Annotated in this window: 16 protein-coding genes; 14 read left to right on the forward strand and 2 right to left on the reverse strand. The window is 33.5% G+C overall.

Going from position 1 to position 17,225, the window contains the following annotated elements:
• Positions 1–132: 132 nt before the first annotated feature.
• Positions 133–1,407 carry a replication-associated recombination protein A gene (locus tag MUA37_RS06095; protein WP_142019615.1) on the reverse strand — a complete coding sequence of 425 codons (1,275 nt, stop codon included), beginning with the start codon at positions 1,405–1,407 and terminating at the stop codon, positions 133–135.
• An 86-nt stretch (positions 1,408–1,493) separates the two neighbouring features.
• Here MUA37_RS06095 and cymR point away from each other — a divergent pair, with 86 nt between their 5' ends.
• From cymR to MUA37_RS06110, 3 genes are all read left to right on the forward strand, one after another.
• Positions 1,494–1,913, forward strand: coding sequence for a cysteine metabolism transcriptional regulator CymR (gene cymR, locus MUA37_RS06100; RefSeq protein WP_002510456.1), 420 nt, complete (start codon positions 1,494–1,496; stop codon positions 1,911–1,913).
• Between the two features lie 81 nt (positions 1,914–1,994).
• Positions 1,995–2,177 carry a CsbD family protein gene (locus tag MUA37_RS06105; protein WP_002510457.1) on the forward strand — a complete coding sequence of 61 codons (183 nt, stop codon included), beginning with the start codon at positions 1,995–1,997 and terminating at the stop codon, positions 2,175–2,177.
• A 31-nt stretch (positions 2,178–2,208) separates the two neighbouring features.
• Entirely contained in the window at positions 2,209–2,370 is a 162-nt protein-coding gene (locus MUA37_RS06110; RefSeq protein WP_002510458.1) for a hypothetical protein, read from the forward strand.
• Between the two features lie 39 nt (positions 2,371–2,409).
• On the opposite strand, the gene MUA37_RS06115 is transcribed toward MUA37_RS06110, so the two are convergent.
• The gene (locus tag MUA37_RS06115; protein ID WP_142019616.1) at positions 2,410–3,420 is read right to left on the reverse strand and encodes an LLM class flavin-dependent oxidoreductase; all 1,011 of its coding nucleotides are present in this window, start codon (positions 3,418–3,420) and stop codon (positions 2,410–2,412) included.
• Positions 3,421–3,708: 288 nt separating this feature from the next.
• Between MUA37_RS06115 and sal the strand changes: the two genes are divergently transcribed.
• The 11 genes from sal (at position 3,709) to MUA37_RS06170 (ending at position 17,225) form a co-directional block, all read left to right on the forward strand.
• Positions 3,709–5,343: a Sal family ABC-F type ribosomal protection protein gene (sal, locus tag MUA37_RS06120; RefSeq protein ID WP_262624902.1), complete on the forward strand. Its 1,635-nt coding sequence runs from the start codon at positions 3,709–3,711 to the stop codon at positions 5,341–5,343.
• Positions 5,344–5,404: 61 nt separating this feature from the next.
• A complete protein-coding gene (locus MUA37_RS06125; protein WP_262624903.1) occupies positions 5,405–6,547 on the forward strand; it encodes a cysteine desulfurase family protein in 1,143 nt (380 codons plus the stop codon).
• Position 6,548: 1 nt separating this feature from the next.
• Positions 6,549–7,661, forward strand: a complete 1,113-nt coding sequence (mnmA, locus tag MUA37_RS06130) for a tRNA 2-thiouridine(34) synthase MnmA (RefSeq protein ID WP_232192065.1) — start codon at positions 6,549–6,551, stop codon at positions 7,659–7,661.
• Positions 7,662–7,932: 271 nt separating this feature from the next.
• A complete protein-coding gene (locus MUA37_RS06135; RefSeq protein ID WP_021459900.1) occupies positions 7,933–8,598 on the forward strand; it encodes a tetratricopeptide repeat protein in 666 nt (221 codons plus the stop codon).
• Between the two features lie 3 nt (positions 8,599–8,601).
• Positions 8,602–10,995, forward strand: coding sequence for an SF1B family DNA helicase RecD2 (recD2, locus tag MUA37_RS06140; protein ID WP_262624904.1), 2,394 nt, complete (start codon positions 8,602–8,604; stop codon positions 10,993–10,995).
• 321 nt (positions 10,996–11,316) lie between these two features.
• Entirely contained in the window at positions 11,317–13,947 is a 2,631-nt protein-coding gene (alaS, locus tag MUA37_RS06145) for an alanine--tRNA ligase (RefSeq protein WP_002510465.1), read from the forward strand.
• 64 nt (positions 13,948–14,011) lie between these two features.
• A complete protein-coding gene (locus MUA37_RS06150; protein WP_002510466.1) occupies positions 14,012–14,275 on the forward strand; it encodes an IreB family regulatory phosphoprotein in 264 nt (87 codons plus the stop codon).
• A 2-nt stretch (positions 14,276–14,277) separates the two neighbouring features.
• Positions 14,278–14,706: a Holliday junction resolvase RuvX gene (ruvX, locus tag MUA37_RS06155; RefSeq protein WP_021459902.1), complete on the forward strand. Its 429-nt coding sequence runs from the start codon at positions 14,278–14,280 to the stop codon at positions 14,704–14,706.
• 16 nt (positions 14,707–14,722) lie between these two features.
• A complete protein-coding gene (locus MUA37_RS06160; protein WP_262624905.1) occupies positions 14,723–15,055 on the forward strand; it encodes a DUF1292 domain-containing protein in 333 nt (110 codons plus the stop codon).
• A gap of 608 nt (positions 15,056–15,663) precedes the next feature.
• The gene (locus tag MUA37_RS06165; protein WP_262624923.1) at positions 15,664–16,305 is read left to right on the forward strand and encodes an O-methyltransferase; all 642 of its coding nucleotides are present in this window, start codon (positions 15,664–15,666) and stop codon (positions 16,303–16,305) included.
• Entirely contained in the window at positions 16,302–17,225 is a 924-nt protein-coding gene (locus tag MUA37_RS06170) for a peptidase U32 family protein (RefSeq protein ID WP_204171781.1), read from the forward strand. Before MUA37_RS06165 ends, MUA37_RS06170 begins: the two co-directional genes overlap by 4 nt.

Below are 17,225 nucleotides of genomic sequence, written 5' to 3' on the forward strand. Positions count from 1 at the left end.
TTCTTTTCATATGGGCAGTAGTTGACTGCATTGAAAATGCGATTTAAACCAAGCTTTTTTCAACGCTAGTCATCCTTGCCGGGGTGGGACGACGAAATCATTTTTTCAAAATCGGATTTCTGTCCCACTCCCTTATTTCTGTTGACTTTGTGTAATATTGTCAAAGATTTGTTTGAACTGTTGTTCGCTTTTGGAAGTAGTTTTCGGTTCATAATATATTTTATTTTTTAGTTTATCCGGCAAGTACTGTTGTGCAACAAATCCGTTATCATAATTGTGTGGATATTTATAACCAATTGCACGTCCGAGTTCTTTAGCTCCACTATAATGACCATCTTTTAAATGATTAGGAACTTGTCCTGCATAGCCTTTACGTATATCTGAAAGGGCATGGTCAATTGCTGTAATACCTGAGTTTGATTTTGGAGATAAGCATAATTCAATGACTGCTTGGCTTAATGGAATTCGTGCTTCAGGGAATCCTAGTCTTTCAGCTGCTTCAATTGCTGCTAATGTACGTTGACCTGCATTAGGTGACGCTAAGCCTACATCTTCATAACTAATAACTAGTAAACGTCTAGCTATTGTTGGTAAGTCTCCAGCTTCGATAAGTCGCGCGAGATAATGCAAAGCTGCATTAACGTCACTACCTCTAATAGATTTCTGGAAAGCACTCATTACATCGTAGTGCATATCACCATCTTTATCACTTAAAAATGCCCCTCTTTGAAGACAATCTTTTGCATCTTGTAACGTAATATGTCGTCCATGTTCTGATGTTTCTGAACTTAAAACTGCTAATTCTAAAGCGTTTAAAGCGCTTCTTACATCACCTTGACTCTGGGTTGAAAAATATATCAAAGCATCTTCATCTATAGTGGGCGCATAAGATTTTAACCCATTTGTTTCATCATCTAGTGCACGTTCTAATGCTAAACGAATATCATCTTCGTTTAAAGGATAAAGTTCAAAAATTTGAGCTCTTGATCTAATAGCAGGATTAATCGCATGATATGGATTTGATGTAGTTGCACCAATTAATACTATTTTGCCATTTTCTAAATGTGGTAATAGAAAATCTTGCTTTGTTTTATCTAATCTATGAATTTCATCCAACAGTAAAATGACTTGACCAGACATTTTCGCTTCTTCAACTACCATTTGCATATCTTTTTTAGAATTGGAAACTGCATTTAATTGCCTGAACTTATACTGTGTACTTCCAGCAATTGCTTTAGCTATACTAGTTTTACCAATGCCTGGAGGGCCATAGAAAATCATGGAAGATAAACGTTTAGTATCAACCATTCTTCTAATTATCCCTCTAGAACCTACTAAATGTTGTTGTGAGATGATTTCATCTATATTATTGGGACGCATTCTAGCCGCTAATGGTTCATTTGTCACATCATTCACACCTTTCTAATATTATATTAACGTAAAAAATGATAAAATGGGAATAAATAAGTAGACGAATTAAGTGAGGTTATACAATGAAAATATCAACAAAAGGAAGATATGGATTAACATTAATGATATCTTTAGCTAAAAAGCAAGGACAGGGATGTGTATCCTTAAAATCAATCGCTGAAGAAAATAACTTAAGTGACTTATATTTAGAACAACTTGTTGGCCCGTTAAGAAATGCTGGCCTTATTAGAAGTGTACGTGGTGCTAAAGGTGGCTACCAACTAAGAGTGCCTGCTGAAGAAATCAGTGCTGGTGATATTATAAGGTTGTTAGAAGGTCCTATAACATTTGTAGAAAGTATTGAATCTGAACCACCTGCCCAGAAGCAATTATGGATACGTATGAGAGATGCTGTGAGAGAAGTTTTAGATAATACAACGTTGCAATATTTAGCAGATTATAAAGAAACAAATAATTTAGATGGCTACATGTTTTATATCTAATCAAATAAATTATTATTTTTATGTTTAATAATACTATGTAGTGGTATAACTGTAACATGTATCGATGAAGGAGGTAATTACATGGCTGATGAAAGCAAGGTAGAACAAGCCAAAGGTAACATCAAAGAAACAGTCGGTAATGTGACAGATAATAAAGACCTTGAAAATGAAGGAAAAGAAGATAAAACTTCTGGCAAGGCAAAAGAAGTAGTGGAAAATGCTAAAAATAAAGCAAATGAAGCAATTGATAAATTAAAAAAATAAACTTATATTAAATTGAAAGGGGCTATTAAAAATGGCTGAAAATTTCTTAAATAAAGCAAAAGATGCTGCTAAAAGCGTATCTGATAAACTAAAAAATGTTGATAACGAAAAAGCACAACAAGCGAGTGAACAAATCGATAAATTCACTGGCGGCAATAAAGAAGATAACAACGATAATAAAGATGAGAAATAATAAAAAGCAATACCTACGTGGTATTGCTTTTTTGTTATTTTAATTGCTGTTGTTTACTTTAGAAATTACATTATTTAAGCGTTTATAGGAAGCTAGTTGTTCTTGTTGGTCGTAAACATAACTTATAGCCATTAATTCATCAATGTCACCATGCTCTTGCATAAATGATTCTAATTTAGCTTGCACAGTTGCTTCAGACCCAACTAAAGATTGCTCCATACGCTGTTTAGCTAATTCAAATTCACGAGGTGTTAAAATACCTTGTAAATCATCAGTAGGAGGTTGAACCGGTTGCATTCTTCCACGTGTTACACTAACCATGACTTGTGCTTGTGTAGTAGCTAAAAATTCTGCTTGTTCATCAGTTTCTGCGACAATTGCATTTAAGCAAACAATCATATAAGGTTCAGCTAAATACTCTGATGGTTCAAATAATTCTTTGTAGATTTGTATTGCTTCATGCATTTGTTGAGGCGCAAAATGACCGGCAAATACATAAGGTAACCCTTTACGCGCTGCTAGATGTGCAGAATCTGTTGATGACCCTAGAATATATAGTGGCACATTTTTATCGACAGCTGGGTAAGCACGAACGTAGCTTTGTTTATTTCCTGGTCCAAAATAAGTAGCTAGCAGTTCTACTTCTTCTGGAAATTCATAAACACCATTATGTTGGTCTCTTCTTAATGCGCTTGCAGTCATCATATCCGTGCCAGGTGCACGTCCTAAACCTAAATCTACACGATCGGGGAAAACAGTTTCCATCGTACCAAATTGTTCTGCGACAACTAGTGGTGCATGGTTAGGTAACATAATACCACCAGAACCTACACGGATACGTTTGGTATGTTCTAATGTGTGTTGTATTAGTAACGCTGTTGCTGAACTAACTAAATTAGGTGCATTATGATGTTCTGCAATCCAATAGCGTTCATAACCTAAGTCTTCTAAATTTTGTGCTAGTGATACCATGTCACTGATAGCATCTTTATCTGTTTGGCCTTCTCTTATAGGAACCAAGTTTAATGCTGAAAGTTTTATATTAGGCATTGCTCGTTGTCTCCTCCTTTAATTATGTTCGTATTGCTCAGTATATCAGTCCAACTTCTGCTTGCGTAAAATTATGCTCACTGCTATAATGTAGTAAATTTAAAACGTTAGGTGGCCTTATTAAGACAATGGATAAATCTCATAAGCAATTTAAACTACAACAAATCTATACAAAAATCGCGCTAGTTGGGATGTCTCTGTCTTTTTAAGTATGTAGCAATACTAAATAAATATCGTTATCAAATGAATAGAGACATTACAGCTTTGCGTTAAAAGAGGAGAAGTGTAATGTCTTTTTATTATGCTCAAAAACCATTTGAACTATACGGGAAAACATTAATCGAAACGGTAGATATACAAATACAACAAGGAAATCATGTAGCACTAATAGGTGACAATGGTGTTGGCAAAACAACACTGTTAACTGCAATACACAATAAATATCCAGATGACACATATTTGATGCACCAAAATTTAGCAATGTATGGTGAAGAGCATGCACTAGATTATATCATGAGCGTGGATGCAACACTGTTAACTTTAAAACGAAAAATGACTCAAGATTTAGATGCACTTGGTGAATTCATTGATTTATCAGGTTATGAATTTGAGCAAGACATTTTAACTAAAGCTAAGCTTTTTCAATTGTCAGCTTCTGATTTAGATAAAAAAGTGAAAGAATTAAGTGGGGGACAGCAAACAAAAATAGCTATTATTCGTGCATTGATGTCCAATAAGCCGTGTCTGTTATTAGATGAACCAACGAATCATCTCGATAGCCATATGGTTACTTTATTAGCCAATATGATCAATGAATCTAAACAAACTATTTTATTAGTATCACATTTGAGGTCATTTATTAATATAGTAGCAAGTCAAATTATAGAAATTACCTCACAGAAAACTACAATGTATGAAGGTAATTATGAAAACTATGAACAAATTAAATCAATAGAACAACAATCACAAGTTAAAGCATTTGAGAAGGCGCAAAAAGAAATCAATGATTTAAAGTCATCTATGGATCAAGTACAACGTTGGCATGCGAGTGTAAAAGCCAAAGCAAGTGTTCGTAATCCATACGAACAAAAGAAATTGAGTAAATTGATGAAGCGTGCCAAGGCAAAAGAAACACAACTAACACACAAAATAAATGAACAAGACATTGTTAATCCTAATCAACATGATGTAACACAGTATCAGTTTAAAGAAACCGATACATTTCAAAATAAATATTTACTACAATTTAATCAAATGGGTTACGACATTAACAATACTAGCCTGTACCACCAAGTTAATTTGAATATAAGGAAAGGTGAAAATATCTTGGTTACAGGTAACAATGGTAGTGGTAAATCAGTACTTGTAGATATTATTACTGGGAAGAGAGCACCAACAACAGGTACTGTAAAACATTCACCTTCATTGAAAATCGCTTGTTTTGATCAAAAGCATGATAATTTAGCAGATAATTTATCACCTAAAGACTTGGTTATGAAGTTGGAAGGTATGACGAATAGTCATGCACAAACAATATTAAGCGCATTCCAATTTACTACTGATCAGATACTACAGCCAATCAAACATTTATCGATGGGTGAAAAAAGCCGTTTACAATTTGTATTACTTTATTTTGCTAGCCCACATCTATTAATCTTAGATGAACCGACAAATTATTTTGATATACGTACACAAAAATTAATAATGTCAATGATTGAAAGCTTTAATGGACAAGTGTTTATTGTCAGTCATGATGCTGTGATCATCTCCGAGTTTCAAGCTACGCATTGGCATATTGAAAATAAAACAATAGTGAACAAAGATTTAGAAGTAAAAGAAGATTTTAATATTGAAGCTACCAAAAATTTATTAGAAGATTATAAAGATATTGATGCATTTGGTAACTTTCAAACAGACAACTAGAAAATTTAATCATATGGTGCTATCATGGGAACATTGATAAAATTGTGAGGAGTGTCAAAACATGGAAGTATATGCAGACTCAGCTGCAACTACCCCAGTTAAACCAGAAGTTATAACTAAAATGATGGATATTTATGAGACGCATTATGGTAACCCTTCTTCTATTCATAGTATTGGAAGAGACGCAAGAAAGTATTTAGATGAATCGCGTAGAACAGTAGCTAAGTTTTTTGGTGTTAAACCTAGCGAAATTATTTTTACTAGTGGTGCAACTGAATCAAATAATACAGCAATCAAAGGCATCGCTTATCAGCAAGCACATAAAGGTAAACACCTTATTACCTCAAAAATTGAACATCATTCTGTACTCCATGTGTTTGAACAGTTAGAACGTGAAGGATTTGAAGTAACATATCTTGATGTAGATACTGAAGGCATAGTTAATTTACAACAATTGCGTGAAGCTCTGAGAGAGGACACAGTGCTTGTATCAATTATGTTTGTAAATAATGAAATTGGCACTGTTCAACCAATGTATGATATTGATGCTATTGTAGCTGAATCAAACGCATTGCTTCATGTAGATGCAGTTCAAGCGGTAGGACATTTACCAATTGACATTCAAGACTTTAATATCGCAGCATTAAGTATAACAGCGCATAAATTTGGAGGACCAAAAGGTGTAGGTGTCCTTTATGTAAAAGCAGATACGCCGGTAACATATTGGCAATTAGGTGGCGAACAGGAAACAAAACGTCGTGCAGGCACTGAAAATGTACCACAAATTGTTGGCTTAACAGAAGCATTGACGCTAGCTAATGCAAATTTAGATGACAATAATGTACACTTAATGAATTTGAAAAATTTGTTTATTGTAACTTTACAAGAAAGATCGGTCCCATTCGAAATAAATGGTTCTATGACAGATTCTACTGGTCATATTGTGAACTTATATTTTCCATTTATAGATGTTGAAACTATGTTAACGTTACTTGACCTATCTGGTATTTATGTATCATCTGGCTCAGCATGTACAGCCGGTTCAACAACACCATCTCATGTGTTGGCAGCGATGTATGAGAATGATGACAGAGCAAAACACTCAGTACGATTTAGTTTTAATGAGTTATCGACTGAACAAGAAATCAAATATATAGCGATGGAAATTCACAAAATCTATCATAAATTTAAGGAGGAAGTATAAATTGAATAATGAAGGCGTACGAGTAGTAGTAGGTATGTCAGGCGGTGTTGATAGTTCTGTAACAGCACATTTGTTAAAAGAACAAGGGTATGATGTAATCGGTATTTTTATGAAAAATTGGGATGATACTGATGAAAATGGTGTTTGTACAGCAACAGAGGATTACAATGACGTTATCGCTGTTTGTAATCAAATAGGAATTCCTTACTATGCAGTGAATTTTGAACAAGAATACTGGGATAAAGTATTTACTTACTTCTTAGATGAATATAAAAAAGGAAGAACGCCTAATCCTGATGTAATGTGTAACAAAGAAATAAAATTCAAAGCTTTTTTAGAACATGCCTTAAAACTAGGTGCAGATTATGTAGCAACAGGTCATTATGCACGTGTTCAACGATTCGATGATGGTCATGTTGAAATGTTACGTGGTGTTGATAATAATAAGGATCAAACTTATTTCTTAAATCAACTATCACAAGATCAATTACAACATGTTATGTTCCCACTTGGTGGCATTGATAAAAAAGAAGTGCGTCGCATTGCAGAAGAACAAGATCTTGCAACAGCTAAGAAAAAAGATTCCACAGGTATATGTTTCATTGGTGAACGCAATTTCAAATCATTTTTATCACAATATTTGCCTGCACAATCGGGTGAAATGCGTACGTTAAACGGTGAAAACAAAGGAACACATGCAGGATTGATGTATTATACTATTGGTCAACGTCATGGCTTAGGTATTGGTGGCGACGGTGATCCTTGGTTTGTAGTAGGTAAAAATCTTGATGAAAATGTATTATATGTCGAACAAGGTTTTGATCATAATGCATTGTACAGTGATTATTTAATTGCTTCAGACTTTTCATTTATTAACCCAGTGGATTTAGCACAAGGTTTTTCATGTACTGCGAAATTTAGATATAGACAACGAGATACTCAAGTTTTTGTACAACAAGAAGATGACAATTCAATTCGTGTTACGTTTGATCAACCAGTAAGAGCGATTACTCCTGGGCAAGCAGTTGTGTTATATGACGGTGATGTATGTTTAGGCGGAGCTACAATTGATGATGTTTTCAAAAATTCTGGACAATTAAGTTACGTCGTATAAATTAATGCAGTTTATAGACATAACAATAGTAAGTTTAAGTTAGAGTTAACTTACTTTAAATTGAAATTTAATAAGCGTTCAATTTACACTTAAAGCGTAGATTGTTTGCTTTTTATACATATACTTATAGACCTAAGTTAAGTAACTTTACGGTATTAGGAAAAAACTTTATAACTAAAGTTAGAACTAGTTAGCCACTTATATTTCACATTGTCCAATGTTTTAAGCTTTTGTATGCTATAAATAACAAGATAAGAAAAGAGGACTAACAATGGAACAAGAACACATATATGAATTCATAAAAAATGGTGAAACTGAAAAAGCATTACAAGCACTTTTTGATAATATAGAAGCACAGCCTGAAGAAATTGAAAATTATATTAATGCAGGTATTTTAATTGCTGAAGCAGGAGAAGTTGAACATGCTGAAACTTTTTTTCAAAAAGCACTAACAATTGATTCAGAAAATGGTCCAGTATATTATAATTTAGCTAATGTATATTATAATGAAGGTCGTTTTAATGAAGCAATTCGACTATATCAAACTGCGTTAAAATATGATGTAGACGTGGTTGATACGAATTATATGATTGGTATGTCATTTAACCAATTAGAAGCGTTTAAAGAGGCTATGCCTTTTTTAATGACTGCTGCAGAAAAAGACGATCGTAGAGATGTAGAAGTTCAATTTCAATATGGCTTGGTGTTATGTCATTTAGAAATGTTTAAGCAAGCAATTACACAATTAAATCGCGTATTGAGTTTAGACAATAAGCATGTAGATGCATTATATAATTTAGGGTTAGCAACATATATGGATACTGAAGATATAGATGTAGCATTACGTTATTTTAAGCAAGCAGTTGCAATTAACCCCGAACACCATATGAGTCAACATGCAATCCAGACATTCGAAGCAATAAAAGAGGAGGAGTAAATCATGGCAGATCCTACACTGTTTAACTATTCAATGATTAAAGGTACAGTAGATGCTATTTTGTTTCAAAACAAAGATAATTTGTATACTGTATTAAAAGTTGATACAATTGAAACCAATGAATCATTAGATAGTATGCCTACAGTTGTAGGGTTCTTTCCTGAAATTGTGGAAGGTGATGTCTATACATTTAAAGGGCAAATAGCTACGCATCCTAAATATGGTAAACAATTAAAAGCAGATATTTTTGAAAAGGAATTACCACAAACGAAGGAAGCAATTATCAGTTATTTGTCTAGTGACTTATTCAAAGGTATTGGTAAAAAGACGGCTCAAAATATTGTTAATACACTCGGTGAAAATGCCATTGCTGATATATTAAACGATTCACAAGTTTTAAGTAAGGTGCCGAGTTTATCTGCAAGCAAACAAAAACAAATTGCAGAACAAATTGCTAGCAACCAAGAAACAGAACAAATAATAATTAGATTACATGACTTAGGCTTTGGGCCGAAGTTAGCAATGAATATATACCAAGCTTATTTAGGTGAAACACTCAATGTAGTAGAAAAGACACCTTACCAATTAGTATATGATGTCAAGGGTATTGGTTTTAATAAAGCTGATATGTTAGCCAAAAATATCGGTATTCAATATAACGATCCAGAACGTTTAAAAGCAGGAATACTCTATATACTAGAAGAAGAGTGTATTAAACAAGGACATACCTATTTACCTACGCAATTTGTTTTAGAATTGGTACAGGATATTTTATCTAATCCTCCATCTGAAGTCATAGATCAATCGATATTAGCTAATCAAGTTGAACAGCTAGTCAATGAAGATAAATTAGTACAGCAAGAAGCTGAATTAGCTATTCCAAGTTTGTATTATTCAGAAATAAAGAGTGTCCAAAATTTATATCGCAATTTCACGTACACTAAAAAATTGAAAGATATTGAAATGTCCGACTTATTATTAGAAATTGGTAATATAGAGGACCAAAATACAGTCAGTTATGCTGAATCACAAAAAGAAGCACTACAAACCGCTATTAATTCAAAAGTGATGTTATTAACAGGAGGACCTGGTACAGGGAAAACAACTGTAATAAAAGGCATCGTAGAATTGTATGCTGAAATACATGGCCTTTCTTTAGATTATGACGATTATAAAGAAGATGATTATCCTATTGTGTTAGGTGCTCCGACAGGGCGAGCGTCTAAACGATTAGCTGAAGCTACAGGATTAGAAGCTATGACCATTCACCGACTTATTGGTTGGAATCAAGAAACACAACCTGAAGATATTTTAGATAATGAAATTAAGGCTAAATTGATTATTATAGATGAGATGTCGATGGTAGATACTTGGTTATTTCATCAATTTATGAGTGCAGTACCGTTAGATGCACAAGTCATTTTAGTTGGTGATGAGGATCAATTACCGTCAGTTGGTCCCGGACAAGTCTTTAAAGATTTAATTGACTCTGGAGTTATTCCTAGAGTTAATTTAACTGAAGTATATAGACAGCAAGATGGATCTAGTATTATAGAGTTAGCGCATAAAATTAAATTGGGGTTACCAATAGATATTACCGAGCGTTTTCATGACCGTAATTTTATCAACTGTCAAACAGAACAAATACCACAAGTTGTTGAAAAAGTTGTAGCTAGTGCTGTTAACAAAGGGTATGATATGAGTGATATTCAAGTATTAGCACCTATGTACAAAGGTTCTGCAGGCATTAAGCGATTAAATCAAGTATTACAAGATATATTAAATCCAAAAATAAAAGATACGCGTGAAATTGCATTTGGTGAAGTTTTATTTAGAAAAGGCGATAAAGTATTGCAATTGGTTAATAGACCAAATGATAATATTTTTAATGGAGATATCGGAGTAATTGTAGGTATTTTTTGGGCTAAAGAAAATGCCTTAGATAAAGATGTATTAGTGGTTGATTTTGAAGGTAATGAGATAACATTTACACGACAAGATTTAATGGAATTAACACATGCTTATTGTACATCTATCCATAAATCACAAGGTTCTGAATTTCCAATTGTCATTATGCCTATGGTAAAACAGTATTTCAGAATGTTACAAAAGCCTATTTTGTATACAGGTCTGACACGTGCAAAACAATCATTGGTCTTTTTAGGTGATCCCAATGCATTTACAATTGGTTTAAAGACAAATGGTCAAGTAAGAATGACTCAATTATGTGACTTACTGCAAGCTTACTTTGATAGTGACTCAGGTAAAGATGATGACCAAGAAGATATTAACCAGCAACTTAATAGTACAGTTACTTTGACTGAGAGTACCATATATCAAATTGACCCAATGATTAATATGGGGCAATTATCACCATATGACTTCGTAAATGATTGACATTGACAACAAAAGAAAATAAAATAAAGTTAAGTTTGCATAGAGACGAGTATATAATCTAAGACAAACAGAGATGTACTGTGTGGTGAAAAGTACAGCTTGGATTATAGAATGCTACTTTGTGTCAGTAATAAATATTAAAACGAGTGATATTCTCAATAAGTGATGAGTTGCATTTATTCATGCATCATCGTTATTAATGAATATAACTAGGGTGGTACCGCGATTTGTTCGTCCCTTTTGAGGATGGACTTTTTTTATGCTTTTTTATAAATTTAAAAATTTATACAATGAGTTATATATTGTAATGGAGGAAAAGTAATGAAACAATTAAAAGCGAGTGAAATAAGACAAAGTTTTATTGACTTCTTTGTAGAGAAAGGACACATGGTTGAACCATCGGCACCGTTAGTACCTATAGATGATGATTCACTTTTATGGATTAACTCAGGTGTGGCAACATTGAAAAAATATTTTGATGGAAGAGAAATTCCTAAAAAGCCAAGAATTGTTAATTCACAAAAAGCTATTAGAACGAATGATATTGAAAATGTAGGCTTTACGGCTCGACACCACACATTTTTTGAAATGTTGGGGAATTTTTCTATCGGTGATTATTTTAAAAAAGAAGCCATTGAATATGCTTGGGAATTTTTAACAAGTGATAAATGGATGGGCATGGAAGCGGATAAACTTTATGTCACAATTCATCCAGAAGATGTGGAAGCCTACAATTTATGGCATGACGTTGTTGGACTAGATGAAAGTAGAATCATTCGTATAGAAGGTAATTTTTGGGATATTGGCGAAGGCCCATCTGGTCCTAATACAGAAATATTTTATGACCGTGGTGATGCATTTGGTGCAGATGATCCGGCAGAAGAAATGTATCCTGGTGGCGAAAATGAACGCTTTTTAGAAGTATGGAACTTAGTATTTAGTGAATTTAACCATAATAAAGATCATACTTATACACCATTACCTAATAAAAACATTGATACAGGAATGGGCTTAGAGCGTATGGCTTCAGTATCTCAAAATGTTCGTACTAATTATGAAACGGATTTATTTATTCCAATCATAGAAGAAGTTGAAAAAGTTTCTGGTAAAAAATATTTAGTTAATGACCAAGATGATGTTGCTTTTAAAGTAATTGCCGATCATATTAGAACGATTTCTTTTGCCATTGCTGACGGTGCATTGCCTGCTAATGAAGGACGTGGTTATGTCCTAAGACGTTTGTTACGTCGTGCTGTACGATTTAGCCAAACGTTAGCTATTAATGAACCATTTATGTATAAATTAGTTGATATTGTTGCTGAAATTATGGAACCTTATTACCCTAATGTGAAAGAAAAGTCAGATTTTATCAAACGTGTAATAAAATCAGAAGAAGAACGTTTCCACGAAACATTAGAAGAAGGCTTGAATATTTTAAATACTTTAGTAGCTAAAGCGAAAGAGAGCAACCATACAATTGCAGGAGAAGATGCATTTAAACTTTATGATACGTATGGCTTCCCTGTAGAATTGACTGAAGAAATTGCTTTGCAAGAAAACTTAACTGTAGACATGGACACGTTTGAAGTGGAAATGCAAAAGCAACGTGATCGTGCGCGACAAGCTAGACAGGATTCTCAATCAATGCAAGTGCAAAGTGAAGTCTTGAAAGATATCACTACAGATAGCCAGTTTGTTGGCTATGATACTACTACTCAAGAGAGTAAGATTACGGATATTATCCATAATGGTGAACGCGTAACTTCTGCTGAAGCAGGTGAGGAGATTTACTTCATTCTTGCAGCTACTCCATTTTATGCTGTTAGTGGTGGGCAAGTAGCAGATAAAGGTCTTATCAGTAGTGAAGACTTTGAAATTGATGTAACAGAAGTCACTAAAGCACCAAATGGTCAAAATTTACATCATGGTACAGTACGTTTTGGTCAAGTTAAAGAAGCTGCAACGGTACAAGCTACTGTCAACCAGCAAGAACGTTTAGCTATTAAGAAAAATCATAGTGCAACGCATTTACTACATGCTGCATTGAAAGAAGTGCTAGGAGATCATGTCAACCAAGCAGGGTCACTTGTTGCACCAGAACGTTTACGTTTTGACTTTTCTCATTTTGGTGCAATGACAGATAATGAAATTGCACAAGTTGAACGTCGTGTAAATGAAGAAATTTGGAATCACCTCACTGTAAATATTAGCGAGATGCCAATTGAAGAAGCTAAGCAAAAAGGGGCGATGGCTCTATTCGGTGAAAAATATGGAGATGTGGTAAGAGTTGTTGATATGTCACCATTTTCTATTGAATTATGTGGTGGTATTCATGTTCAAAACACATCTGAAATTGGTTTGTTCAAAATAATTAGTGAATCTGGTACAGGTGCTGGTATACGCCGTATTGAAGCATTAACAGGTCAAGCAGCGTTCTTACACTTAGAAACAATCCAGCAACACTTTAATGACATTAAACAAGCTGTTAAAGTTAAATCAGATGAACAAGTACTTGAAAAAGTAGAGCATATGCAACAAGAAGAAAAAGCATTGAACAAACAATTAGAGCAACGTAATAAAGAAATTAATTCATTAAAAATGGGAGATATAAGCAATCAAGTTGAAGATTTAAATGGCCTCCCAGTTTTAGCAATTCAAATCGAAGTAGATAATGCAAAAGCAATACGTGAAGCAATGGATGATTTTAAATCTAAATTACAAGATACAATCATTATTTTAGCAAGCGATGTCGGTGGAAAAGTATCATTAATTGCCACTGTGCCTAAAGCTTTAACGGAAACTATTAAAGCTGGTGATATTATTAAAGAAATGGCACCAATCGTCGGAGGTAAAGGTGGCGGTCGCCCTGATATGGCTCAAGGTGGCGGTACACAACCTGAAAACATAACAGAATCATTACGTTCTATTAAAGATTATATTAAATCACTGTAAGTCTTGTGTATTGTAAGTTAAGATAAAGGTAAGAATTTTTACTATTATTTAAGGAGTGTTGATTATGGAAAACTTAGATAAAACTATGAAGTTTAATTACAATGAAGTTCCAAAAAAAGATGTTAAAACGGTTTTAAAAAATGTTTATGATACATTAGAAGAGCGCGGTTATAATCCTGTAAATCAAATCGTTGGTTACTTATTATCAGGTGACCCTGCTTATATACCGAGACATAATGAAGCAAGAAACCAAATCAGACACATTGATCGTGACGATATTATGGAAGAACTTGTCTCAAATTATTTAGAAGAAAAAACAGATAAATAATTATGTTGAAAAAGAAAATATTAGGCCTTGATGTAGGCAGTAAAACAGTAGGAATTGCGATAAGCGATTTAATGGGATGGACAGCCCAAGGTTTAGATACACTCCAAATTAATGAAAGCGAAAATCAATTAGGCATTGATCAGCTTGTACAAATAGTAAAAAAAGAAAACGTTGGAACGATCGTTATAGGCTTACCAAAAAATATGAATAATTCTATTGGATTTCGAGGCGAAGCTTCGTTACAATACAAGGAACAGCTTCAAGAAGCTCTTCCAACTGTAGAACTTATTATGTGGGATGAAAGATTAAGTACTATGGCTGCAGAGCGGTCATTACTTGAAGCCGATGTTTCTAGACAGAAAAGAAAAAAAGTAATTGATAAAATGGCCGCAGTGTTTATCTTGCAAGGTTATTTGGATTCAATTCAATAAAAAGGAGAAATTTAAGATGACTGAACATAACCAAGATGCAGAATTACAAATCAATAATGAAGAAGAGATGCTAACGCTATATGATGAAGAAGGTAACGAAGTACTTTATCGTAAAGTTTTAGAATTTTATCATCCAGAATTTAAAAAAGAATACGTAATCTTAGCAGAAGAAGGTGCAGAGTCAGACGACGATGATTTAATTGAATTAGTTCCAATGATTAATGAACCAGATGAAAATGGTGAAGGTGGTAAATTCTTGCCGGTTGAAACAGATGAAGAATGGAGCATAATTGAAGAAATTGTAAATACTGAAATGGACGATGATCATGATCACGATCACGAACATTAATTGATGCATCTAAAAACTACTTTCTCTAAAAGGAGAAAGTAGTTTCAGACTGTCGACAAAGTCCCGACTTTGTTGGCAGTTTTTTAATACACGCTTTCCGTGGGCACTGCCGATTCCTGTAATCTTTGGTTAGCGCAATTCTCACAGGAATCGGCATAAATTACTGCCAGTATTATACAAAGATTACTTGTTATCAAATCAATGAGACAAACAATTAAAGCAATAGAAACAAATATAGATTATGTACTGATTTTGTAACATGCTGACGCCCGGAGAAATAGTATGAGTGAGAGACTTCAGGCTCGAGCTATAACCCAAGCATGCACGGTCAAAATTGTAAAATTTTAAATATAAAAAGGTTTGGACGAATCAATGTTATCTCAGTCTCTTTAATTTAAAGAAAGTTAACATTAATTAGCGTTTCGTTGGGAATATACTTAAAATTCATTTTTAATTATGGTAAAATATATAAAGTTAAATTTATAGACACATATTGATGATCAACAATATGATTATCATCAAAAGATATTACATACTAATCAGTCTCAAAGAAAGACTGATTTATTTTTATGAGCTATGCTATGTATTTAAAAAAGGAAGTTATTGATGTGGATAAAAACCAAACATATTTATTAAATTTACACAAACAAACAGATAATGAGATAGAAAAATTAAGACCTTTCGCAGAAGAAAATCAAGTCCCAATTGTCGACAAATTATCATTAGATATGATTAAGCAGCTGATACGTGTCCATTGCCCTAAACATATCTTAGAAATTGGTACCGCAATCGGCTACAGTGCTATGCAATTTGCTTCGGTAAATGAACAAATACATGTTACTACAATTGAACGCGATGAGAAAATGCAACGACTGTCTAAACAACATGTGACTCAGTTTGGTTATGATGATCAAATAACACTTGTTCAAGGTGATGCGCTAGAGCAATTTGAAAATGTTATTACACATAGTTATGATATGATATTTATTGATGCTGCTAAAGCACAATCTAAAAAGTTTTTTGAACTCTATAGCCCATTGTTAAACGAACAAGGAATGGTTATTACAGACAATGTTTTATACCATGGTTTTGTTGCTGATATTGATGTTGTAAGGTCACGTAATGTTAAACAAATGGTAAAAAAAGTTCAGCAATATAATGAGTGGTTAATGAATCATCCTGATTTTGTTACTAATTTTCTCAATATAGATGATGGCTTAGCAATCTCAATTAAAGGAGAATCAAAATGACAGAACTGTTAGTTACTCCAAAATCGATAAATCATATAACAACTTTGATAGCAAAAGGCGCTGATGCATTCGTTATCGGTGAACAGAAGTTTGGCTTAAGGTTAGCTGGAGAATTTAATAGAGATGCGATGAGAGAGGCTGTATCATTAATACATGACCATGGGAAAAAAGCCTATGCAGCCGTAAATGGTATTTTTCATAATTATCATTTAAATGCCTTAGAAGACTACATCAATTTTTTACACGACATAAATGTCGACCGTATTATCTTCGGCGATCCAGCAGTAATTATGTATGTGAAGCAACAAAATAATCCAATTACTTTACATTGGGATGCTGAAGCTCTTGTTACTAATTATTTCCAATGCAACTATTGGGGAAATAAAGGCGCATCGCGTGCAGTTTTAGCACGTGAATTAAGCTTAGAAGAAATTATAAACATCAAACAACATAGTGAAGTAGAAATAGAAGTACAAGTTCATGGTATGACGTGTATGTTTCAATCAAAACGTATGTTATTAGGTAATTATTACACTTTCCAAGAACGTCAAATGAAAATTGAGCGCCATAACACTAATAATACATTGCTATTATATGATGATGAACGTGATAATAAATATCCTGTTTATGAAGATTACAATGGTACTCATATTATGTCACCTAATGATATCTGCTTAATAGAAGAGTTAGATGTGTTGTTAGAACATGGTATTGATGCCTTGAAAATTGATGGTGTGTTACAATCAGAAGAATATATCAATATATGCACAGCCCAATATAGAGAAGCTATTGATTTGTATAATGAAGATCCAGAAATGTATGAAGATGAAAAATTCATGCTTGTTGATCCTATAGAAGCAATACAACCTGAACATCGTCCATTTGATGAAGGCTTCTTATATAAACAAACGGTATATTAG

Source organism: Staphylococcus arlettae, from assembly GCF_025560845.1.
GTDB lineage: Bacteria > Bacillota > Bacilli > Staphylococcales > Staphylococcaceae > Staphylococcus > Staphylococcus arlettae.